The organism is Glaciecola sp. 33A (genome assembly GCF_002836745.1).
In the GTDB taxonomy this organism is placed as follows: Bacteria; Pseudomonadota; Gammaproteobacteria; order Enterobacterales; family Alteromonadaceae; genus Glaciecola.
Window position 1 is genome coordinate 71,614 of record NZ_PJAR01000039.1, and the last position, 22,242, is coordinate 93,855.

Below are 22,242 nucleotides of genomic sequence, written 5' to 3' on the forward strand. Positions count from 1 at the left end.
AAAGCAGATGCAGCTTAGCATTCAACTTAGTTCTAACACGACCAAGCTCAAACAGCGACGCTATCACTCATTGTTTTAAATTAAAGATAGTGCATCCATTAAACGCACGCTACGGACAAGCTAATTTTCAGACTTTTCGATTCAGTTGTTTCAAAATACGCTCAATCGAAATTACATGTTCGTCATTATCCCCTAGCGCTTGCAATGCATCAGCTAATTGAAATACATAATCTCGGTTATGTCCACTTGGGCCTGAACAACGATGAACTTGGAGGGCGATTTCGTGCTCTGATGCCTCTCCTAAAAAAGCAACATTATCTTCATGCGCAATATAGACTACCCCTTTTTTATAGTTAGCATTCTTGATATTGTCAGATTCGAGCCCCTTGAAATAAATATCTACCTCGTAACGTAAATAGCCATTTTTCTCCCGATAATCGAGATGCTCAAAAACATCTTGGGTGACCTTATAAGCCATCCCCGAACATTCATCCAATGCTGATTGGATCAGGGTAACAACGCGGCCCGGTTGTTGCGGCGTGCCGCGATGATCGTCGCTGCCTTGCCAGAATCGACGTTGCCAACCAATGATGCTAGCTGGGGCTTTTTCAATAAATGGAAAGTCCACTTTATAAATCAGCGAGCCATAGCCAAAAAGCCAGATTTCATCGAAATCGTGGAAAGATTGCCGTTGCTTATTTTGGCTTATAGTATTGATAGACATAATATTCTCCATACCCGTTTACCGTTTCTAGGTACACGTTTTGTTCAACACGGCGCTTAATCCTCTCCAATCTTCTAAATCTTGATCGGGTTTTTCTGTGCGAAAGCGTGCATAAAGTTCTATACCTTTCTGGTCTTCTTCAATATCAACCTGTATGCCCTTCTCTCGTAAAAACGCTTCGCTACCTTGGGCATTAGTCACATCACCCACTACTACGCGACCGAAGCCTCTCATATATAGAAGCGAAGCACATACCGCGCAGGGGCTGAGGCTGCTATAAATAGTGGTATTACTAAAGTCGATTCGACCTGCATCACGGATAGCAGCGGTTTCACCGTGATTATAAGGATGATCTTCTTGAACGAGGGTATTATGTCCCTTTCCAACAATTTTTTTTGTCAAATTATCCACTATCACGGCACCAATTGGGCAGCCACTTTCGTCGTAACTTTTTTGCGCGAGTAGCACGGCAATACGCATATAGTCAGCGTCACTGAGTCTTTTCGCAACATCATCCTCCATTAACACCGATAGACTTTTAGTTGGCATGTGAGCAATCGCTCTTAATGCCGCTTCAGTAATTTCTACTTGTTTATTTAGAAGAGTTTTCATATTAATTAGGGATAACCCGTGTGCGTAACTAAATTCATGGTGCACAGATTAATGCACATATAAAATAAAGAGAATAATACGTATATCTGATCTATTCAATAGGAGCCGACTACAATGACTTATGAGCTGTCAAACTGATTGTAGAACTCGGTTTAAATAGAGATGACAAAGCGTTATGCTAGAAGTAGATGTAAAAGTAAGCCTGAGCGTAATCAGCATCAAATAAATTTGGAGAATTAAAAAGTGAACGTAAAGGAAAAAATTTGGAATCAGCTCACAGCGGACAACGTCGAGACGCTTGACGATCTTGCAAAGCTCGCAAATTACTCACTCATGAACACTCTCAACTGCGACCCTGATGCCAAAGCAAACGGAGCTGACCACGAACCGCGACAAGTATTCACTGGCCATTATGTTACCGTCAAACCCACGCCAATCGATGAACCTGAGTATGTCGCTCACAGCAAAAACTTTTTTCGCGAACTTGGCTTCGCCGACAGTATGGCAAACTCGACAGACTTCGTGCGGATGTTCTCCGGTGATATGTCAAACGTTCCCCAGCCAATACACAAAGTCGGTTGGGCGAGTGGCTACGCACTTTCCATCTACGGCGCAGAATACGTTCAGCAGTGTCCTTTCCAAACTGGCAATGGCTACGGAGACGGTCGCGCAATTTCCGTATTTGAAGCCGTCATCAAAAATCAACGCTGGGAAATGCAGCTAAAAGGGGCTGGCCGCACACCATATTGCCGCGGCGCAGATGGTCGCGCAGTACTTCGGTCTAGTATAAGAGAGTTTCTAGCCCAAGAGCACATGCATTCGCTTGCAGTACCAACCTCGCGATCGCTAAGCTTGTACGTTTCCAAAACAGAGAAGGTCAAGCGGCCGTGGTACTCAGAAGGCTCGCGCTCTATAGATCCTGACATGCTTATATTGGAGCCCGTCGCTATATCGACACGTGTTGCACCTTCATTTATTCGAGTAGGTCAACTGGAGCTCTTCGGCCGCCGTGCCCGCAAGAATGAACATCCCAAAGCGATGGAAGAGCTCGAGAAGATTGTGTTGCACTTGATTGATCGAGAGTACAGTGACGTCATCGACCATAATCTAACTACCGCAGAAAAAGTGGTGTCACTGGCGAACCAGTTTCGCGGTCGTCTCACAAGGCTTGTAGCCAACTGGGTCCGAGTTGGCTTCTGCCAGGGTAACTTCAACAGCGACAACTGCGCGGCCGGTGGCTTCACACTTGATTACGGCCCATTTGGTTTTATTGATGTGTTCAACCCGCAATATCAGTCATGGACAGGGGGCGGACAGCATTACTCATTCCTCAACCAGCCAGTAGCAGCGCAGCGTAACTTCGATATGTTTTGTGCAGCATTGCAGCCCTTGCTAGCGTCGCATCAAAACTATCGGCAACAGCTCGATGAGATTCAGAACGGCTTTTCAACAGTGATGCAGGCGCACATCGAGAAGATGTGGGCTGCTAAACTCGGACTTGAAACTTTTGACTCAGCGCTGTTCAATGAGCTGGAAACCCTGATGGCGCAGACGCCTGTCGATTACACTATCTTCTTCCGCGAGCTTTCAGCGGTGCCTGACGGTATTAGCCCACTTAAGAAAAGTTTCTACAGGGATCTTGGAGAAGAAATAGAGCAACGCTGGTCACATTGGCTCGCAGCATGGAAATCGCAAGTCGGCAGCAATACCACACCTCAATCTCGCGATGAGCTCTCCAGCCAGATGAAACTTATCAACCCAAAATACAGTTTAAGAGAGTGGTTTGTTGTGCCTGCATATCAACAAGCGAGTAAAGGCAATTACGCGCTAGTTAGAGAACTGCAGGAAGTTATGACACAGCCATACGCCGAGCAATCAAAAGACGTAGAAGAGAAATACTATCGCTTGAAACCCACTTCGTTTTTTGCACTTGGTGGATTGTCGCATTATAGTTGCTCCTCGTGATTTTTAAAAGACAACTTTGCTAGAGACTCCGGCGCACGGGCAGTCTGTCTGACGCCTGCTTTGCCGGGGTCAGAGGTATAGCAACCTAATAGATGCACCCCCCATGTTGTCGAGATTACGACTAGAGCGCCCACGGCCTGATGCAGAACCGCAAAATATATATTTACGCCAGTCAATACTGTCGCAATGCCCAACAGCATCTGAGCAATATATGCAGTATGGATTGCTATCGATGCTTTTGCAGACTGCACGCGAATGCGCCACGCTAAAACAATCAGAAAGGTAACCGTCACCCAAGCCCATGAGCGGTGAATAAAGTGGATTACAATGGGATCATTATTAAGCTGTGTCCACAGATTACCACTCCAATCTATTACTGACGGTATCAAAGAACGATACATAAGGGGCCATGTGTTGGAAACATAGCCTGCATTTAAGCCTGCTGTATAAGCCCCAAATAACAATTGCACAAACAAAATAACAAAAACCAGTAAACCGAAAACAGTCAGTTTTGATTTTCTACGTTGACCGCTCGCAAGTTGACGAAGATCCAAAGCCGTCCAGAAAAGCGCGCCTAGAATAAGAAGTGCTGTCAGCAAGTGTGTCGCCAGACGAAAATGGCTAACATCCGTACGCTGAGTCAAACCGGAAGTCACCATCCACCAACCAATAACCCCTTGCATGCCTCCTAACACTAGCAGTATGGTCAGTCGAAAGCCATAACCTTGAGGTATCGCACGTTTGAATGCAAACCAAGCAAATGGTAGAGCAAAAGCAAGACCAATCAGCCGCCCCCAGAGACGATGGACCCATTCCCAAAAATAGATGAACTTGAAATCTACCAAGGTCATGCCCGCAGGGCCGTTTATCTGGATATATTCTGGGATCTGTTTATATTTCTCAAACTCTGATAACCATGCAGCTTCACTCAGGGGCAGCAAAGCACCTGTTATGAGCTTCCACTCTGTAATTGAAAGCCCTGATTCGGTAAGTCGCGTAATACCGCCAACAACGACCATAATGAAAACCAGAAAGGCAACAAAATACAGCCAGTTAGAAATAGCCATTGGTTGCTTTATGTGTCGAATATTATCATCTATTCCGTAGGTCATAGTCGGCTTGGTAGCATTCAAAGGAATGAGTATAACAATATTCACTTCGTGTACAAATAACAGTTGAATAATTAACATCAATATCATCGCACTGGAACGTCATTAATGTAGACGCTTTCATTAAGGTTAGTCTAAAGACATAAAAAAAGGGCTAGTAAAACTGGCCCTTTTCAAATCAATTACAAAAACGCTACGCTCTAACCTGCCCTATACCGTTGACCAAATACTTCTCAGTAGTTAATGATTCCAAGCCCATTGGCCCGTAAGCATGCAACTTAGTGGTTGCTATACCAATTTCAGCACCCAAACCAAGTTGGCTGCCATCAGAAAAACGTGATGATGCATTCACCATGACTACCGACGAATCAACGGTGCGTTGAAAGCGTTTAGCTGTAAGTTCATTTTTAGTGCAAATCACTTCCGTATGATGACTACCAAAACGTGCAATGTGTTCCATAGCAGCTTCTACAGAAGGCAAAATACGCACTGCTATTTCTAAATCGAGATACTCTTCACCAAAACCATCAGTGTTAATTACCGTTGCGTTGTTGAAGTACTTACTTGAATTTTCGCAGCTATTCACTTTTACAGAATGCTCTTCTAGGATAGCACCCGCAATACTCAAAAACTCTTTAGCGATGTCTTCATGTACCAGCAGACCCTCGAGTGCGTTGCATACACCGGTTCTTTGAGTTTTACCATTTACCAATAAGTTAATAGCCGTTTCAATATCTGCTTCTTTGTCTATGTACAAATGGCATACACCTTTAAAATGCTGAATAACGGGTATTTTGCTGTTTTCAGTAACGTAATTAATTAGGCCTTCACCACCGCGTGGTATAATTACGTCAATGTAGTCTTTTTGTTCCATGAGTTCTTGCATCAGAACTCGGTCAGCGTTAGGCACGACCGAGATTAGCTCTCTAGGTAAGTCATGCTTTTGAAGCACATTCTGCAGAATATTAGCAATATATAAGCTTGAAGCCAGCGCCTCTTTACCGCCACGCAAAATAGCCGCGTTACCTGATTTAAAACACAAACCGGCTGCATCTGCGGTTACATTTGGACGTGCTTCAAAAATCATACAAACCACGCCTAACGGCACTCTCATTTTTCTAATTTGTAAACCATTCGGGCGAGTACCTAAATCTCTTTCAACGCCAACAGGATCAGGCAATATTGCCACTGTTTCGAGTCCTTCGGCCATTGCTTCAATACGCTCTTGATCCAGCGTAAGTCTATCTATCATGGCATCTGACAAGCTGTTATTTTTAGCATTAACCAAGTCCTTGCCGTTCTCCTCAATGATCCCTGTTGTATTCTCACGCAACGATTTAGCCATATCAAGGAGTACTGCGTTTTTCACTATCTCGTCTAAAACGGAGAGAATTTGTGCTGCTTGTGCTGCTTTCTTTGATAACTCTTTAATTAAACTCATTCGTCCTCCAAAAGGGCTATGTTGCTGTCTGATATTATTGGGCCAGTGGTGTCTTGAAACTTATTGGCAAAATCTTGATCATCTTGTTCGGTAATGAAACTCAACAAACAACTACTGTAATTTGACTTGGCTTTTGCAAGTCTAGTGCCGTCATCTTTTCTCACCAAAATAGTGTCACCGACTGCAAAGTCGCCATTCACGGCAATTATTTCGCTACTAGTAAGTTGTTCACTGTCACCGTCCAGTTCCGTATCAAAGTCATTTTGAACTACCAGTTCACCTTGTGCGGTAGATGTATGTGTCATCCAATGTAAATGGTCATTCATGGGTTTTTTATCTGGTGAAAAGTGAGTCCCTGGATTTTTACCATTTAGTAATGTATTGAATGTTTGCACGGTAAAACCGTTAACAACGTAGGTGTCAATACCATGAGCAACAGCTTTCTCAGCTGCTTGTATTTTAGTTTTCATACCGCCCGTGCCCACGGCACTTGTTGCGCCGCCCGCCATTGAAAAAATTTCGTCGGTGATATCTGGAACACTAGCGATTAACTTAGCGTCGGGGTTCTCATGTGGATTACTATCGTAAAGGCCATCGACATCAGAACAAATAATAAGCGTGTCTGCGTCTGCGGCTGCTGCCACCATCGCTGACAAGTTATCATTGTCACCGACTTTTAGTTTGTCGGTTGTTACCGTATCGTTTTCATTTAAAATCGGCAATATGCCGTTTTCAAGTAAACTAAAAATCGTTTCTTTAATACTGACATAACGCTCTCGATCTCTTAAATCACCATGGGTAACCAAGATTTGAGCTGTTGGAAAGTCAAATAATCTGTCCCACGTTGCCATCATTTCCATTTGACCAGCCGCTGCCATTGCTTTTTTTACAGCGATTGACGGCTTAGTATTTTCTTCTTGAGCATTAAATAAATGCGCACCAGCAGCCACTGAACCTGATGAAACCAATACCACTTCAATTCCCATCGCTTTGCAACGCACAACAAATTGGGCAATACCTAATAAATAGTGACTACTACAACCGTTTTGGTTGGGCGCAATTAACGCACTACCAACTTTTATAACGATCCGCTTCCAACTAACTAAACTTTCTTGTGTTTCCAAAATTAGTAACTCTTTTTTTATAGAGCAGCACTCTCATTATCTATGCTGCTACTGTGCGAAAATAATAGCCGAGTTCGTTCAAGTCGACCCTACGGCTAACGCTATTGGACTAATCCAATAAGCTAGATAAAACTTAATGTGGTTTTAGATGCCATAGGAATTAGGGCATCTTGTTTTTAAACGGTCACGTTGGGGAGTGGGCGCCGCCGAATGCAGGAGAATGCATATGTACAGATTGAACAGGATTACTGCCCTTTTTGAAATGGGTCATCGTTGTGTTGTGACCATTTTTCGTAACCATAATATTTAAATCGAACTCAATTAATTAGAAATCTAACGATATTATGCCCTATTTAAGGTGTAAAAAGCAAATTTAAGTAATTTCAGAGGGTTTTATTGCACTTAAAGATCACACTTTCTATAAAAAATAGCTAGATATCGAACTATATTTTATTATTATCTGATAAATTTAAGACAACGTTACACATATACAATCGTTTTCAGCTAAAAAATCAATGAAAACTTCTTTTTTCAGTAGTGTTCTAATAAATAACAATAAACTATAAAGAAACGAGAAGCGCCGTTACGAGAAACGGGCATTGTTGATTTCTTTGCACAAGTCCAGCACAAAAATTGATATGAATTCTAAGAAAATAAGTGCTCATTAGGGATTGATCAAACGACAACTTCTGGTTGTACAAAAAAAGGAAGCAAATTTGCTTCCTTTTATTTGGTATAACTTATTATCTAATAGAGCACGCTATTGAACGCGCAAGCCATCATTAGTCAACAATGACTAAGCAATAATATCCAATAATTCAATATCAAACACTAATGTGCTAAATGGGCCTATAGCACCACCAGCGCCTTGCTCACCGTAAGCTAAGTCATGAGGTACATATAAGCGCCATTTTGAACCAACAGGCATCATTGTTAGTGCTTCAGTCCAACCTTTAATAACGCCACCTACTGGAAATTCAGCTGGTTGGCCACGGTCATATGAACTATCAAAAACCTCGCCGTTAATAAGCGTACCATGATAGTGAGTACGAACTGTAGATGCTGCGGTAGGCATGTCGCCATTACCCGCAGTTAACACTTCGTATTGTAAACCAGATTCAGTGGTGACAACTTCTTCGCGCTGGGCATTCTCTTCTAAGAACTTAATACCTTCTTCAACGGCGCCAGCAAATTGCTCTTGTTTAGCCGCTTGCATACGTTCGTGAATTTCGGTGAACGCCGCACGTAAATCATTGTTATCTACTTGTGACTGGGCACGACTAAAGCCGTCAGTTAAACCGGTTAATACTGTTTCTACATCTAGTCCGTCAAATGGGTTTGACGCAAGTTGCTCGCCCATTTGATAACCGATACCGTAACTTGCTTGTGCTTCTACTGTTGAATACTTATCTGACACAGGGTCTCCAAAATAGTAATTTTATGATAGGAATTTTTCATGCTTATTTCGAGCGCATGCTAACACATTCTACAAAACTTTAAAATTCTCGGCTGAAACCAACAGCCATTGACTTATAAATCTTAGAATTAGACTTTAGACACAATGAGCAGTATCTTGTGATCACGGGTTTTTATTTAAGGAAAACAGAAAATATGAACGATTTGTTCGACGCGCAATTAAAGGATACTGTACGTTATTTGGGTACAACACTTGGCGAAACTATTGAAGCTGAATTAGGCCGCGAATGGTTACAAAAAATCGAGCAAATCAGACTGGATGGTCGCGACTCATATGCTGATGTTACTCAAAGCACAGACAACCTTACCGCCTTGTTTTCAAGTTTGGACAACCAATCATTATTGACCATTGGTCGAGCATTTGCTCAGTTTTTGAACTTAGCAAATATTGCAGAACAAGAATACAACAGTGCTAATCAACGAGAGGAATCATTAGCTAAGTCACTCGAAAAAATTAAGACCATGGGCGCGAATAAAGAAAAAGTGCTCGCCGCTATTAAAAATCTAAATATTGATTTAGTGCTAACCGCTCACCCTACCGAAGTAACACGCCGGACTCTGATCCATAAACACAGGCAGTTAGCGGCGCAATTAGAAGCACTTCATGTAAGTGATTTGAGCGACAGAGCGCGGCAGAGGATTAAAACCCGTATTGCTGCCTTGATAAGTCAAGCATGGCACACCGAAGAAATTCGCTCAGTGCGTCCAACACCGGTCGACGAGGCCCGATGGGGCTTTTCTGTTATTGAAAACTCACTTTGGGAAGCCGTACCAGAATTTTTACGCGAATTAGAGGAGTATCTTAAGTCCGAATTCGATATTACCTTGCCTTTAGATGCTAAAGCGGTTCAATTTAGCTCTTGGATGGGTGGTGATCGCGACGGTAACCCCTTTGTCACCTCAAAAGTGACAGAAGAAGTACTTATGCTTGCTCGACGTCGAGCTGCCAAGTTGTTCTCATTAGATATGGACCAGCTATACATAGAACTATCCATGAATGACTGTAATGAAAAACTGCGTGAGATGGTTGGCGATGCAAAAGAACCCTACCGAGCAGCACTTAGAAATATTGGCAACAAATTAGAAAAAACCAGCAGTAATCTGCTCCCTATAGACGAGTGGGTATACGATAACGACGAGTTATTAGTCCCGCTATTGGCCTGTTATGAATCATTGCATGAATGCGGCATGGGTGTGATTGCAGAAGGCGCGCTAAAAGACACTATTCGCCGAGTACACAGCTTTGGCGTGAATTTATTAAAACTCGATATTCGTCAAGATTCAGATCGCCATGCGGATGTATTCAGCGAACTAACACGCTATCTCGGACTAGGTGATTATGCGCAATGGAGTGAAGAAGATAAGCAAGCATTTTTACTGCGTGAACTTAGCTCTAAACGCCCACTGATCCCGAGAAATTGGAAACCTAGCGAAGACGCACAAGAAGTAATAGATACTTGCGATGTTATTTCTCGTCACAGTCAACAAAGTTTTGGTATTTATATTATATCGATGGCAAGAGAAGCGTCTGATGTCATGGCTGTGCAGTTGTTATTGAAAGAAGCAGGAGTGAGTTGGCCAATGTCAGTCGCACCGCTATTTGAAACTCTTGATGACTTAAACAACTCACCAAAAGTAATGCGCAATCTACTTGAAATAGATTGGTACAGAGGCTACATCAAGGGCCGCCAGTTTGTGATGATCGGGTATTCTGATTCAGCTAAAGACGCTGGCTCACTAGCTGCGGGCTGGGCGCAATATGAATCACAAGAAGCGTTGGTGGCATTAGCCGAAGAAAAGTCGGTCATTTTAACCTTGTTTCATGGTCGTGGTGGCACTATTGGTCGCGGTGGCTTGCCAGCTAAGGCTGCTATTCACTCGCAACCCCCAGGTTCATTAACCGGCGGTTTCAGAGTGACAGAGCAAGGTGAAACTATTCGCTATAAATTTGGTATGCCGCAATTAGCAAAACGTAGTTTATCAATTTATGCCGCTGCTGTTGTTGAAGCGATGTTATCTCCACCACCTGCTCCTAAGCCTGTGTGGCGTGAAACTATCACCAAAATGGCTGCAAAAGCACGTGATAATTACCGTGGCGTCGTAAGGGAAGATCCTGAATTTGTTCCCTACTTCCGTGTTGCTACTCCGGAACAAGAGCTAGGTAAGTTGCCATTGGGAAGCCGCCCAGCAAAACGTAATCCAAATGGTGGCATTGAAAGCTTGCGTGCTATTCCATGGATATTTGCATGGGCACAAACGCGCATGGTATTGCCGTCTTGGTTAGGTGTAATGAAAGCCGTTGAAAGCGTTATCAGCGACGGTAATGAAGACACAGTAAAGGACATGATCAATAACTGGCCATTCTTTAATTCCAGATTATCTATGCTCGATATGGTCTTTAAAAAAGCGGAACCTCACATTAGCGCTGCTTACGATGCTCGTTTGGTGCCAGATAATCTGAAACATTTCGGCGAAGGTTTACGCACAGAACTTAAAGAAAGTATCGCATCAATTTTACGTATTCTTGATCACACCGACATGATGGAAGATGATCCCCATGGCAAGCTGTCTATGGAAATTCGTGGTGGGTACCTTGAGCCATTACATTATTTACAAATAGAATTGTTAGATAGAATTCGTAAAGAAGGTTCTTCTGACTATAATGACAATGACACCGCTACCCTAGAAATGGCAATGATGGTGACTATTACAGGTATTGCTATTGGTTTGCGTAATACTGGCTAAATTGTTTATAGATGCATTGCAATAAACGCTGCAAGTCTGTCAACTTAACGTTTGAAAAAGCGCTGATGCAAAAATAACCGTATGCATTATAAAATAGGCCGCAACAGCGGCCTATACTTTTATTTGGCTTCTAAATACCAAGACTGCAGCCATAAGGGCGACGCCTATGGTTAAACTAAAACTATACTCGCCACCTATCAAAAAACCAACAGAGTAAGCCGGTGTGCATATTACTATGACCCAAATATAGGTCAATTTTGACTTCCCCAGTAACAAATACAATGGGAACACTAGACTGTAAAAAAACAGAAAACTTTTATACAGGGTTTCTTCCAGCGGTAAATCGCCCCATGGAATGATAGTGTCTTTAACCAGTGTTAATAAACCAACTGCAATCACTGAAAACGCCCCGATAGTGCTAACTAACAGAGAAGGCTTGAGATACTGCTGAGTGCTTAACTCGCTACAATGCGCTGCGATAGTAAATGCAATTTGCAGAACTAAGAAACCAATCACAGGGTAAATAATAGCGGCGGGTATTGCTTGATTAAAGAACACATCACCTAAGCTGCCCGCATAACAAAATACAAATCCGAGCAACGTCAAAAATAATACGCCAAAACCGATAGTAAAACTTAACTTGGGATTGCTACTGTCGCGGTAAGCGCGATGAAAAGTAATATCTAAATACGGCGAAAATATAAAGCCAATAGCAAGGGGAAGCAAAGTGTGCGGCCAGTAGCCTCTTGCACTGAGATCGACTGGCGGCCAATCACTGCCCAAAAAGCCGATAAATAAGCCAATCGACAGGAGGTAAAATGCCAAGGCCCAATAGGTAATAACACCTTTACTATGGTAAATGACAAACGCAATGGCCAGCACCGCCGCCAACAACATAGGTTGATCTACAGCAACACCAAGCCAGGCTACAAAAAACAATTGGTAGGCAATGGTCACATATGAGAAAACTGCAATCGCGGGCTTATGCTTGTTTTCAAAGGTTTGCTGCTGCGCGCGCTGTTTGAAGTAGTACCCCATTGATATTGCACCGCCCACATTAAAGACAGTGAAAGCGGCTAACGCTGGCCAACCGTAATCACGGCCCAGTATTAACGGGAAAAATCCACCCAGACACCATAACCATGAGCAGGCTAAATAGAAACTGTATTGTAATGTCGTCGACAAGATTACGTACCCACAGGCCACATATGAAAGCTGATGGTACCCGAGCCAATGCGTCGGGTGGCTTTATTTTTATTTGTTCTGAACACTTTGATCGTCATCTCAATATTGAATTTACCGCCCCCCTTGATTTTCTCAGCCAGTTCCTCCAAATCAACAGATGCTTTGTACATAATTGCATCGATACTCGGCAATAAAAAGCGGTAGTTTAAGCGGGTGCAAATCATACGATATTCGCCCTTGGTCAGCATAAACAGATAAGAACCAGCCGCGAGTTCTGAGTTACCCAAGATGGCGCCGCCAGATATTGTGCCATACCAATTCACGTTCATGCGCCGTTTCGGCAAGATCGCGTAGTAATCGTCTTCGACGAAATTCATTTTCAGGCCACTTTTGAACACAAAAGGCATAAAGAAGAAACTGAGAAGTTTGTTAAAAAACCGACTCTTTATCGACAAGCGATTAAAATATTTTTCTAACTTTGGTGGTAATGGAATAGCCATGGATAACCTAAAAACGAATCAATAAAATTAACGAATAAACCGCACTCATATAACGAAGCGCTATCTTAACAGTCACCGCCAACGATGTTTAGTTATATTCACGCAGACTGTCGCTCATTGTTCTTAGATATGTTTTAGTTGTGCATCAGCCCAGGCCAGACCCGCATTAAAGGTTTCGAACACCTGAAAGGGCACAGGGCTAGGTTGCACTTTAAAAATTAAGCCCAGCATATTCCTTAAAAAACTATTCGGAATTACGTAGGCCACACCTTGGCAATAGCCCTCGATTAGTTTTTTATTCTGTCGTAACCACTGAGCTTGCTTTAATTGGTATCGCGGGTTCAAGTCAAGCGCTCGGCGAGCATCAAATAACAACGCGATTTTTTCCTTGGCCGCATAGCTCTCTTCTAAACCTTCAAGGTAGGCATCAAAATTTTGCGCGTTAGCCTTTTCACCGGTAAACTCAACAATAATTAGTGGCGCTTTTGCGCGATGAAACTCTGCATACATAATCAAAAACCCGCTCTACTTTATGTGTGTAATATTATCGCCTAATACTAGTTAGATCTACAAAATACGGTTGTGTATAGTTAATATTATGGCTTATTTTGAAGGTTTGTTTGATTTAACCTTGAGTTTCAAATCCTGACTGTGGATTGCAGTATTTTTGTGCAGAATGGTTCTGTTTTTAGGGAAGTTTAAGTCAAAAAAGATATTTAGAAGCGGTTAAAAGAAAAGCGCTATAGGATTACATTGACGATACCTCTATTTGTTAATGTAAACAAAGGTATCGCTACTTTAACCAAATCCTAATCGCGATGAACGATAAATCTTGTTCGATTATCAAACCTTAATTTTTGCTCAGTATGTTGCGCTGATTAACTATCCTTAAATTGCTTCCCACCATGTTTTGGAAACTACCAAATCTGCTGGCTTCATCTAAGTCTTCAAGACTGGCTTGTATATTACCCAATACATAATGCATCATTGCACGATTATTATAAGAAATAGCGGACGCTTTTCCGGTGTTAACTGCCGCATGGCAATATTGGTTTGCCTGTACCATATCTTTAATGGCTAAGGTCGCTACGCACAAGTTATCAAGAAGCGGTTTACGTAAAGACGCGATTGTAATCTTGGCTAAAGTCGCTTTGCTTTTGCGGATCCCTTGTGCAAATTTGCCTGCTTCAATTTCTCGTACGCCGATGACTTCAACGACGCTGGTTTTCACCATCAGTTGTGAACCTGCAGTTACATCCATTGCTGAAGCTTGGCTTACTGGCATTATCATCAGCATGGCTAAGACGGCTGGAAAGACTGTTTTAATTGCTGTTTTAATTGCTATTTTCATCATGTTCTACCTTTTATGCTTGAACGGGTGGTTAACACTTAACCATTGTGATTCATACCTGTTGATTCACGCTTACTTATGCGACTTGCTTGCACCGCATGTATTTCAACAGTATGGTTACCCATTGGGAAAAACTCCTGAGGAACAACAGATAAAAAGCCGATGAAGTTGTGATGAAAAACCGATATTGGTGTTTATCGGCTAAATACTAGGGTGATAATTAAGTGGGATCAGATAATTGACTGAACAAGTGCTACCTGAAAATGGTTATTTTCGTTTAGGTGACTACTACGTTGATGTGGGTGATCATAGAGTATTTTATGATGATCAAAGCCGTCACCTAGAGCCTAAAGCCATGCATGTGCTTTATCAGCTTGCTTTGTGTGCCGGCGAGACCGTTAGTCGACAAGAATTAATGGACCAAGTATGGCATGGACGAGTGGTGATCGACGATGCTCTTACACGCATTATCTCGCAGCTTCGACTAAACTTCAACGATAGTAAAACTCGGCAGGTAATCCAAACGGTACCTAAAAAAGGTTACCGCCTATCGGCAGATATCACTTGGCTAAGCAGACAAGAATTTATTAAGCTCAGCACAAAAAACAGTGCCGCTTCAGGCTTAACCTTCTCCTTTAATAAAGGTAAAGTGCCGGTAATTATAATGTCGGGTTCACTACTTGCCCTGTTAATCTTTGCTTTATTGCCGGAAACTTCCTTGCAACAGGGATCGACACCTGAGGTGCTGACTCAAGATATTAAAAAAGATAGTACAAACACAGAAACGACTGTCGCATTTTTACCATGGCGTAATCTTACCGGCGATGAGCGTAATGACTATCTGGCTGAGATGCTTCCAGAGGAGCTGTCAATTACCTTGGCCAAGTCAGACAGAGTGACCGTGTTGGCGCATTATTCGGCTCTTGCCCTTGCCAACGAAACCAGTGCCTTAAATTCTTTAGTTGAGCAGTTAAACCTTGAGTATTGGGTAGAGGGCAGCATTACTGAAGCCAATGAACGTATTCGTTTCTTAGTGCGTTTGGTCGAAAAACAGAGTAACAACGTGGTTTGGTCACAAGTTTATGAAGACGACATGCAACAGCTGCTAACATTAAACACTAGGATCGTCTCCGATATTAATGCTCAATTATTTGGACAAAACACACAAACAAATTTCACAAACGCATCCGACAGCGTGGATATCAATGCTTACCGCGCCTATCTTCAAGGAAATTACTGGTGGATGAATGGAAAAACTAGCGAGTGGTTTTCCCGAGCCGAAGCATCGTTCTTAAGAGCAACTGAACTGGCACCAAATTTTGCCGCGGCATATGGCAGTTTAGCTTTTATCTACGCGAGATATAATTATCATGATATCTACATGGGCAAGACTGTTGCTATTGTAAAAGCCACTGCGGCTATTAATAAAGCCTTACAACTTGATCCCAATGATATTAACGCCCTTCTTGCTGGCGCCTTATTATCTATCGAAGACTTGGAGTTTGACAACGCTCAGCGATTGATCGATAAAGTGTTGAGTGTTGACGCCGCAAACACCAGAGGCCTATATGTTTATTCAGAGTTAGCCTTGGCTAAGAATCAGTTTGACGTGGCGCTGACTTATGCTGATAAGGCGCTGCAGATAGATGCTCTATCGCCGTGGCTAAATGTAAACAAAGCCATTGTGCACTTTTGGCGTAATGAGATGACCAAAGCACTGGCAGCAGTCGATCACGCCATCAATATTGATAGCAATTACACTTGGGCTTATGTATGGAAGGCTAAAATACTAAATCAAATGGGACAGATTTCAGAAGCTATTGAGGCAATGAAAACCTGTTTACAAATTGATGATGGCTCTCCAGTAAATAGCATTTACTTGGCACTGCTATACAACAAGGCCGGTATGCCGGAGCAAGCTGATGAATGGTTTGCACATACCGCATCGCTGTATGGCGATTCCCCTGACGCCAGGTTTTGGCAAAGCTACTTAAGCTTTATTGAACAAGAAGAAGACCCTGATATTGTGCGGCAGCTAATCAATCAGGTCACCATTAAAACCACTCGATTTTTTAGTTTAGTACCATTGCAAAATGCATTGCTATCATCTCAGCCCTTGTTGATACAGCAAGCCCTGCCCCAGCTATTATCGCTTATTGAGCGTCCAAATCAATTGGGTTTTTGGGTCAATTATCACAATCAGTACAATGCTTACGCCGCCTTAGCATTAATGCAGCAGCTAGATAGCGCAGAATATGAGCAACAACTGGAATTACTAGACACTCAAATCAAGGTATTTGAGCGTAAAGTGGTTTTGCGACTGAGAGCAGACCTAAATTTGAAGGCACGATAAAAAAATAGAGATAGCACAAGCGTAAATTATTAATGATTATCGATTGTTCAAGAGCACCAGAACCCGACAGCAAGGATTATTAGTATTGAGTGCAGTTATTGGAAAGTTACGGGTGTTAAAACAGCGGATTTTGCTGGTCTTAAACAGCTAACTTGGCTTGCAACTGAATGGCGTAAAAACAGTGATTTTGCAGTCACTGAAGGTGAAAAGCGTCGTGCTACATGTTTAGATTGTGCAAAAAAGAGTAGAGCAGCCCAGTTGCCCTGCTCTGCTTTATCAAAAACTTGCTCCTATTTTGCGATTAAATACCGGTAGTACTTTCAAGGAAAGTTGTATTTGAGTATCGGGGTTACACTTCATTTTAATGTCAGCATCATAATCGATAGGTCACTCTCATTTTTTACCTAACTTCTATATTAGCAATCATGTAGCCTCTATTTTTGGTAAGTAATTTTTCCGCCTACAATGGTCATTAGGTTTTCTGATGTCAAAATATCTGCTTCTGGAACCGTAAGCCAATCTCGGTCAAATATTGTAAAGTCAGCATATTTCCCCACTTCTACTGAGCCACGAATATGCTCTTGAAATGCGCCGTAAGCAGGCCAAATGGTGAACATCTTAAGGGCTGTTTCTCGGTTTACTGCAAGTTCCGGATGCCACCCATCGCCTGATGTTCCGTCAAGTCTTTTGCGAGTGACTGCCGCGTAAAACTCAATCCGTGGATCACCGAGTTCCACCGGCGCGTCAGATCCTCCAAGTATCATCAATCCGCGATCAACCAATTGCTGCCATGGGTAAGCATAACCAAGGCGGTCAGGACCAAGTCTATCTGGTGCAAAGTTGAGGTCACCTATGCCATGACTTGGTTGCATGGATGGAAGAATACCAAGACTGACAAGGCGTGCTTGGTCCTGGGCGGGAATAATTTGCACGTGTTCAAGTCTCCATCTTGGATCAGCCACGGCCCATTCAGATTTTGGTACAGCATTGAAGGCTTCTTCATACCAATTTAATACCGCCCGAACGGCTCGATCCCCAATTACGTGGGTTTCAATCTGAATACCTTTACGTAATGCCTCACGTAAAATCGGGTCAAGTTCATCTTTCGTGGTGCGATTCATAAATCCGTTATGTTCAGCATCTGCATAATTTTCAAGAAGTGCTGCACCGCGCGAGCCAAGTGTGCCATCGATATAAACTTTAATACCGCGTAAATCGAACATATTGTCCGAGGTTGTCTCACGTCCACGCTTAAGCATTGTTGACGCCTCTATAACATTTGCCGCCGCGTAAATACGGGTAGACATATTTCCTTCTGCGTGTATCTCTTTTATTATTTCAACGTTGACGTAGGGCATGCCAGCCTCTTGAGTGTTTGTCCAGCCAATCTTTGCGTTCTCATACATTCCTTGTACCAAACTGTCTTTTTTATAGTCACGTGTTTTTGGCGGGATAATATCTCGAAAAATATCCATTGCCGAAGCTAGAATATAACCGTTGGGCGTGCCGTCTGCGTCACGCTCAAACTTGCCTCCAAGTGGATCAGGAGAATCTTTAGTAATGCCTGCAAGCGCGAGTGCTTTGGAATTAACAAGGGCTGACACACCGTCCGCGCGTGGCATAAATAGAGGCTTATCCGCGGTAAATGAATCAACGTCATGTTTGCTGAGAAATCTTTTTTCGTCTATCCATTCCCGTTCAATCCAGCCACGCCCTTGCACCCATTCATTTACAGGTACTGTTACTGAAAAAGCTTTTATGGCGTCCACCGTTTTTTTCAGTGAGTTAATACCAAAAAGGCTTAACGTTTTTGGGCGCTGTCCGACACCTTCAACGTGTTGATGGCTATCGGTAAAACCTGCGTATACATATTTCCCAGCCATGTTCATTATATCTGCATCACCGCACATATAGTCAACCGCATCTGCGTTTGTTCCCACAAATATAATTTTATCGCCCAGTATTGCTGTCGCTTCAGCTGTCCACTGCGCGTCATTTGCAGTGTAAATTTTGGTATTGTGAAGCACCATATCCGCACGAATGCATTCTGAAAACGTTGCTGATGCAGTAACATCACTTTTAGTGCATGACACCAATACCAAACTAAGCCCCAGTATACTCAGTAATGTAAGGTTATTTTTAATCAACAAATTTTTCTCCTACTGACCTATTTTTTAAATAACAATAATCTGATATCGATCTAAATTTATGCATTTTGCGTTTAGAACCGCTGAGTATAGAAAATACTCAAGTAAAAATAAACAGCGTTGACATTAACGTGCTCGACGATTTTAAGGTTCCCAAGCGAAATTGCGCTCGTTATTGGTGCAATTAGTATATTGCAGTGCATTTCACCCAATATATACATAATTTAAATCTGTATTTTAGTACGCAATTAATTGATTTACATATAAAAAATGCAAAACAAAAAGTTGGCAAACATAATGCTTTGACTTCTATGTGTGTGCGCGTAGTTTACGCATATTTGTAACTTCAAACAGTATCTTTACTTTAAATTAATAACGTAACAACACAAATCGAGGCTTATTAGTAATGACATTATGTACTTGCTTTGAATTGATGAGTAACAGAGCAGCTATACAATTCCAAATCGTTCAGTTGCTACATTGAGACCACTTAAAAACAAGCGTTTGGTTAAGACCAACAAGCAACAAAAACTTATTTGGCTACCGCGAACACTATTACTTGGTTATATAATTCGTCAAGACTATTTTCTTGGCACTACGACGGCTTTTTAGCTTATTACCTGAATAAATAGAGAAAAATATATGATAATAATGTCCCACAAAAATTATAAGCTTAAGAAAAAGAATGAAATTGCGATCGCGATTTCAGTTGCATTGATGGCTACACTGCCAATTCAAGCATCGGCACAAGAAGAAAGTACCGTCGAGAAAGTGATTGTAACAGGAACTAGGATGATGGACCGTTCGGCGGCTGATTCACCTGTCCCTGTAGATATAATAAGTGGCGATGAATTGCGTATAAACTCTTCTTCTGATATTCAAGATATGTTGCGTACGGCAGTCCCTTCTTTCGACATTAACACCCAACCAATAAGTGACGCAGCAACGATTGTAAGACCAGCAAACCTGCGTGGACTTTCTCCGGATAACGTCTTAGTGTTAGTGAACGGAAAACGTCGTCACAGAGGTTCTATAATTTCGTTTCTTGGTGGTGGTATTTCTGATGGAGCTCAAGGGGTCGATATATCTGCAATCCCATCAATGGCAATAAAACAGGTTGAAGTGTTGCGAGATGGTGCATCTTCGCAGTATGGTTCAGACGCTATCGCAGGTGTCATTAACTTTATCTTGAAAGATAATTCAGAAGGCTTTGAAGTTTCAGCACGCTATGGATCTACTTATGAGGGTGACGGTAATAACTATACGATATCCGCAAACGCGGGATTACCACTCGGTGATAGTGGTTTTGTAAACTTGACCGCCGAAATAAAGGATGTTGAAGGTACAATAAGATCGGTTGTGCGAGACGATGTTGCCGGTATGATTTCTGCTGGTTATACACCTGCTTTTGATTTTCAAACAATTAACAATTACACAGGCGATGTCCCACAATACTGGGGCCAACCGGATGTAGAGGGTGACGTAAAGTTGTTTATCAACTCGGCATTCGAAATTAGTGAAGCGGCAGAAATTTACATGTTTGGTAACTACGGTGAGAGAGAAGTCACCGGTGGTTTCTTTTACCGTAACCCCGTCACTGATGGAAGTCAGCGAGGAGGCGTTTACCGAGGTCCAAGAGTCGATCCATTAACTGGCCTTGCTGACCCTGATGGAGTTCACTCTGTATTAGTGGGTGACCTTGATGGTCTTGGTGTTGGTGGTTCGTGTATTGCAGGTATCCCTATTGGTGGCGATGGCAATGTATTCCCTGATCCAAATTTTCTTGCACAGGTGGCTGCTGACGATAACTGTTTCTCATTTATTAACACTATTCCAGGTGGATTTGTGCCTAGGTTCGGTGGTAATAACGAAGATATGGCTATTGCTGTCGGTATTCGTGGCGAACTTAAGATAGGCACCGGTTTATTTTATGACGCGAGTGCTCAGCGCGGTTCGAACAGAACCGATTTCTTCATTCGAAATACCATTAATGCGTCTCTTGGTCCTGCCACGCCTAGAGATTTCGTGCCCGGTGGTCAGGAACAAACTGAAACCCAGTTTAAGCTAGACTTCGTTTATCGTATCGATGCTGGTCTCGAATCGGACGTAAACATCGCTTTTGGTACAGAGTATAGAGAAGAAGAGTTTGACCTGTTTGCTGGTGACGAAGCCTCTTACGCACTTGGTCCATTAGCTAGTCAGGGATTTTCATCAAGCTCGAATGGCTTCGGTGGTTTTCCAGCAGATACATCTGCATCTCAAGACAGTACTGCCTTTTATATTGATGTTGAAGCTGACATTACCGAAAAGGTAACCCTTGCAGTTGCTCTCAGAGCTGAAGATTTTAGTGAATTTGGAAATACTACAGATTATAAAATTGCCGGTATTTACCATTTTAGTGATGACTTTAGAATTCGTGGAGCCATTTCTTCTGGATTCCACGCTCCTACAGCGGGTCAAGCCAATATAACAAATGTAACGACGCAGAACGTTCAGGGCGTACTTGTCGATCAAGGGACTTTGCCGCTCTCTTCGGCGGCGGGGCAGTTAGCTTCTAACTTTATAGAAAGTTTAGGAAATGGCCGACCAGAACTTGGAACAGAGGATGCTAAAAACTTTGCAATTGGTGTCGGCTTTAACCTCGCAGGTTCTACATGGACGGTTGATTACTACAATATTGAGTTAACCGACCGAGTTGCTCTTGGTGCTAATGTAGACTTTCTTGAAGCACTCACATTTGCGGCTCCATCAGGATCTAACTTCACAACAGTATCCGAAGCGCTGACAAGCTTAGATGCGCAAGGTATTATCGATCGTCAGCAATTTGTTGGGCTAGATGATCTATCACAATTTAGGTTTTTCTCTAACAGCTTTGGCACGACAACGACAGGCATAGATGTTGTTGGTAATATCTCGTTTGATTTGTGGGGTGGTGATTCTAGGGTCACCGTTGCGGCCAACTATAACAAGACCGAAGTAGATAGTGTTGGAACCGTCAATCCTATCGGTGCTGGGCGAGTTGCAGCAATTGAGGATTTACTACCTAATACGCGAGCTAACGTATCGTGGTCGCACACCGAAGGGAATATCAGAACATTATTACGCGCAAATTATTATGGCGGATGGGATGATACTGGAAATGGTGTAAATGGAATTGGTGCACAAGTGCTAATTGATGCGCAAGTTGCCTATCAATTCAGCGAACAGCTGGAATTTGTGCTCGGGGCAGATAATCTTCTTGATGCCTACCCTGAAAAGAATCCGAGTGCCGGGGGTTCGGGGCAGTTGTATTCAGAGTCAAGTCCATTTGGTTTTAATGGCGGCTCTTGGTACTTACAAGCTCGATTCACCTACTAAGTAGTCCAGTTATCTTGTTATAAAGCCACTCGCATAAGAACGAGTGGTTTTTTAATTAACACGATAGTACTTTGCATGGTAATTGGTTTATTGGATGACACCGATGCTGCATGTTATACGGTGAAGGAATTGGACGTAAACGCACTTCTATAT

The 22,242-nt window shown here is 42.6% G+C and carries 15 protein-coding genes; 4 read left to right on the top strand and 11 right to left on the bottom strand.

The annotated features are described in order from the left end of the window. Positions 1 to 127 precede the first annotated feature (127 nt). The gene (locus CXF81_RS09890; RefSeq protein ID WP_101181204.1) at positions 128 to 724 is read right to left on the bottom strand and encodes a gamma-glutamylcyclotransferase; all 597 of its coding nucleotides are present in this window, start codon (positions 722 to 724) and stop codon (positions 128 to 130) included. A 27-nt stretch (positions 725 to 751) separates the two neighbouring features. Then, on the bottom strand, positions 752 to 1,336 hold the full coding sequence (locus CXF81_RS09895; protein WP_101181205.1) for a nucleoside deaminase: 585 nt from the start codon (positions 1,334 to 1,336) through the stop codon (positions 752 to 754). A gap of 333 nt (positions 1,337 to 1,669) precedes the next feature. On the opposite strand from CXF81_RS09895, the gene CXF81_RS09900 reads away from it, so the two are divergent. Continuing rightward, positions 1,670 to 3,301 carry a YdiU family protein gene (locus CXF81_RS09900; RefSeq protein WP_232771884.1) on the top strand — a complete coding sequence of 544 codons (1,632 nt, stop codon included), beginning with the start codon at positions 1,670 to 1,672 and terminating at the stop codon, positions 3,299 to 3,301. Here the strand turns inward: CXF81_RS09900 and CXF81_RS09905 are convergent. The 4 genes from CXF81_RS09905 to CXF81_RS09920 form a co-directional block, all read right to left on the bottom strand. After that, the gene (locus tag CXF81_RS09905) at positions 3,283 to 4,491 is read right to left on the bottom strand and encodes a COX15/CtaA family protein (protein ID WP_232771874.1); all 1,209 of its coding nucleotides are present in this window, start codon (positions 4,489 to 4,491) and stop codon (positions 3,283 to 3,285) included. The two genes, CXF81_RS09900 and CXF81_RS09905, sit on opposite strands and share 19 nt — an antisense overlap. Positions 4,492 to 4,603: 112 nt before the next feature. Next, positions 4,604 to 5,851 (bottom strand): glutamate-5-semialdehyde dehydrogenase, encoded by a 1,248-nt coding sequence (locus tag CXF81_RS09910; protein ID WP_101181207.1) that lies wholly within the window; start codon positions 5,849 to 5,851, stop codon positions 4,604 to 4,606. Next, positions 5,848 to 6,975 (bottom strand): glutamate 5-kinase, encoded by a 1,128-nt coding sequence (gene proB / locus CXF81_RS09915; RefSeq protein WP_101181208.1) that lies wholly within the window; start codon positions 6,973 to 6,975, stop codon positions 5,848 to 5,850. Before proB ends, CXF81_RS09910 begins: the two co-directional genes overlap by 4 nt. A 796-nt stretch (positions 6,976 to 7,771) precedes the next feature. Then, on the bottom strand, positions 7,772 to 8,392 hold the full coding sequence (locus CXF81_RS09920) for an FKBP-type peptidyl-prolyl cis-trans isomerase (RefSeq protein ID WP_101181209.1): 621 nt from the start codon (positions 8,390 to 8,392) through the stop codon (positions 7,772 to 7,774). 194 nt (positions 8,393 to 8,586) lie between these two features. On the opposite strand from CXF81_RS09920, the gene ppc reads away from it, so the two are divergent. Further along, entirely contained in the window at positions 8,587 to 11,196 is a 2,610-nt protein-coding gene (gene ppc, locus CXF81_RS09925) for a phosphoenolpyruvate carboxylase (protein ID WP_101181210.1), read from the top strand. A gap of 111 nt (positions 11,197 to 11,307) precedes the next feature. Here ppc and CXF81_RS09930 read toward each other — a convergent pair whose 3' ends face one another. From CXF81_RS09930 to CXF81_RS09945, 4 genes are all read right to left on the bottom strand, one after another. Then, entirely contained in the window at positions 11,308 to 12,381 is a 1,074-nt protein-coding gene (locus tag CXF81_RS09930; RefSeq protein WP_101181211.1) for a hypothetical protein, read from the bottom strand. 2 nt (positions 12,382 to 12,383) lie between these two features. Then, a complete protein-coding gene (locus CXF81_RS09935) occupies positions 12,384 to 12,881 on the bottom strand; it encodes a hypothetical protein (protein ID WP_101181212.1) in 498 nt (165 codons plus the stop codon). A gap of 123 nt (positions 12,882 to 13,004) precedes the next feature. Further along, positions 13,005 to 13,391, bottom strand: a complete 387-nt coding sequence (locus CXF81_RS09940) for an STAS/SEC14 domain-containing protein (RefSeq protein WP_101181213.1) — start codon at positions 13,389 to 13,391, stop codon at positions 13,005 to 13,007. Between the two features lie 340 nt (positions 13,392 to 13,731). After that, positions 13,732 to 14,235 carry a hypothetical protein gene (locus tag CXF81_RS09945; RefSeq protein ID WP_232771876.1) on the bottom strand — a complete coding sequence of 168 codons (504 nt, stop codon included), beginning with the start codon at positions 14,233 to 14,235 and terminating at the stop codon, positions 13,732 to 13,734. 235 nt (positions 14,236 to 14,470) lie between these two features. Here CXF81_RS09945 and CXF81_RS09950 point away from each other — a divergent pair, with 235 nt between their 5' ends. Continuing rightward, positions 14,471 to 16,585: a winged helix-turn-helix domain-containing protein gene (locus CXF81_RS09950; RefSeq protein ID WP_101181214.1), complete on the top strand. Its 2,115-nt coding sequence runs from the start codon at positions 14,471 to 14,473 to the stop codon at positions 16,583 to 16,585. A gap of 434 nt (positions 16,586 to 17,019) precedes the next feature. Here the strand turns inward: CXF81_RS09950 and CXF81_RS09955 are convergent, their stop codons facing one another. After that, entirely contained in the window at positions 17,020 to 18,735 is a 1,716-nt protein-coding gene (locus CXF81_RS09955) for an amidohydrolase (RefSeq protein WP_101181215.1), read from the bottom strand. Between the two features lie 648 nt (positions 18,736 to 19,383). On the opposite strand from CXF81_RS09955, the gene CXF81_RS09960 reads away from it, so the two are divergent. Beyond that, the gene (locus CXF81_RS09960) at positions 19,384 to 22,089 is read left to right on the top strand and encodes a TonB-dependent siderophore receptor (RefSeq protein ID WP_232771877.1); all 2,706 of its coding nucleotides are present in this window, start codon (positions 19,384 to 19,386) and stop codon (positions 22,087 to 22,089) included. Positions 22,090 to 22,242 lie beyond the last annotated feature (153 nt).

Bases quoted from the DNA above. Each gene is read 5' to 3' on its own strand.
- CXF81_RS09895 (WP_101181205.1), bottom strand. From the start codon at position 1,336: ATGAAAACTCTTCTAAATAAACAAGTAGAAATTACTGAAGCGGCATTA.
- CXF81_RS09945 (WP_232771876.1), bottom strand. From the start codon at position 14,235: ATGATGAAAATAGCAATTAAAACAGCAATTAAAACAGTCTTTCCAGCC.
- CXF81_RS09890 (WP_101181204.1), bottom strand. From the start codon at position 724: ATGTCTATCAATACTATAAGCCAAAATAAGCAACGGCAATCTTTCCAC.
- CXF81_RS09960 (WP_232771877.1), top strand. From the start codon at position 19,384: ATGTCCCACAAAAATTATAAGCTTAAGAAAAAGAATGAAATTGCGATC.
- CXF81_RS09940 (WP_101181213.1), bottom strand. From the start codon at position 13,391: ATGTATGCAGAGTTTCATCGCGCAAAAGCGCCACTAATTATTGTTGAG.
- ppc (WP_101181210.1), top strand. From the start codon at position 8,587: ATGAACGATTTGTTCGACGCGCAATTAAAGGATACTGTACGTTATTTG.
- CXF81_RS09935 (WP_101181212.1), bottom strand. From the start codon at position 12,881: ATGGCTATTCCATTACCACCAAAGTTAGAAAAATATTTTAATCGCTTG.
- CXF81_RS09900 (WP_232771884.1), top strand. From the start codon at position 1,670: ATGAACACTCTCAACTGCGACCCTGATGCCAAAGCAAACGGAGCTGAC.
- CXF81_RS09910 (WP_101181207.1), bottom strand. From the start codon at position 5,851: ATGAGTTTAATTAAAGAGTTATCAAAGAAAGCAGCACAAGCAGCACAA.
- CXF81_RS09905 (WP_232771874.1), bottom strand. From the start codon at position 4,491: ATGTTAATTATTCAACTGTTATTTGTACACGAAGTGAATATTGTTATA.